At 56.7% G+C, this 443-nt stretch carries 1 pseudogene; it reads right to left on the bottom strand.

Features of this window, described 5'->3' with window-relative positions:
- Nucleotides 1-121: 121 nt before the first annotated feature.
- A pseudogene (locus tag ACTHTU_RS11335) lies at nt 122-443 on the bottom strand (phosphogluconate dehydratase); the annotation flags it as partial.

The raw sequence follows: 443 nt of genomic DNA, 5'->3' as shown, positions 1-443 counted from the left end.
CCCGTATCCGACAAATGCCCCTGATAACGTCGGATTCGAGAATCCGACCTACGTCTGTTTTAAACGGCTTCAATAATTTTTCAGACGACCTTCCGTTCACAAAGGTCGTCTGAAACGTGCATCAGGCAAATTCGCCGCCGAAGCTCATGGCGCCGGTTTCTGCGCTGCTGGTCATGCTGCGGAAGTTGGCGAAGAGTTCGCGGCCGCAACCTTGTTGGTTCGCGCTCAAGTCGATGCGTTCGACTTCGCGGGCGTTCCATTCGGCTTCGTTGATCAGGACGTTGAGTTCGCCGGTAACGGAGTCGAAGCGGATCAAGTCGCCGGTACGGATTTTGGCGATATTGCCGCCCATCAGGGCTTCAGGCGTCATGTGGATGGAGGCCGGAACTTTGCCGGATGCGCCGGACATACGGCCGTCGGTCAGCAGTGCCACTTTAAAGCCG

Origin of the sequence: Neisseria sp. P0020.S005 (assembly GCF_051957055.1) — a bacterium.
GTDB lineage: Bacteria > Pseudomonadota > Gammaproteobacteria > Burkholderiales > Neisseriaceae > Neisseria > Neisseria subflava_A.
This window is presented reverse-complemented; position numbering and strand designations above follow the sequence as displayed.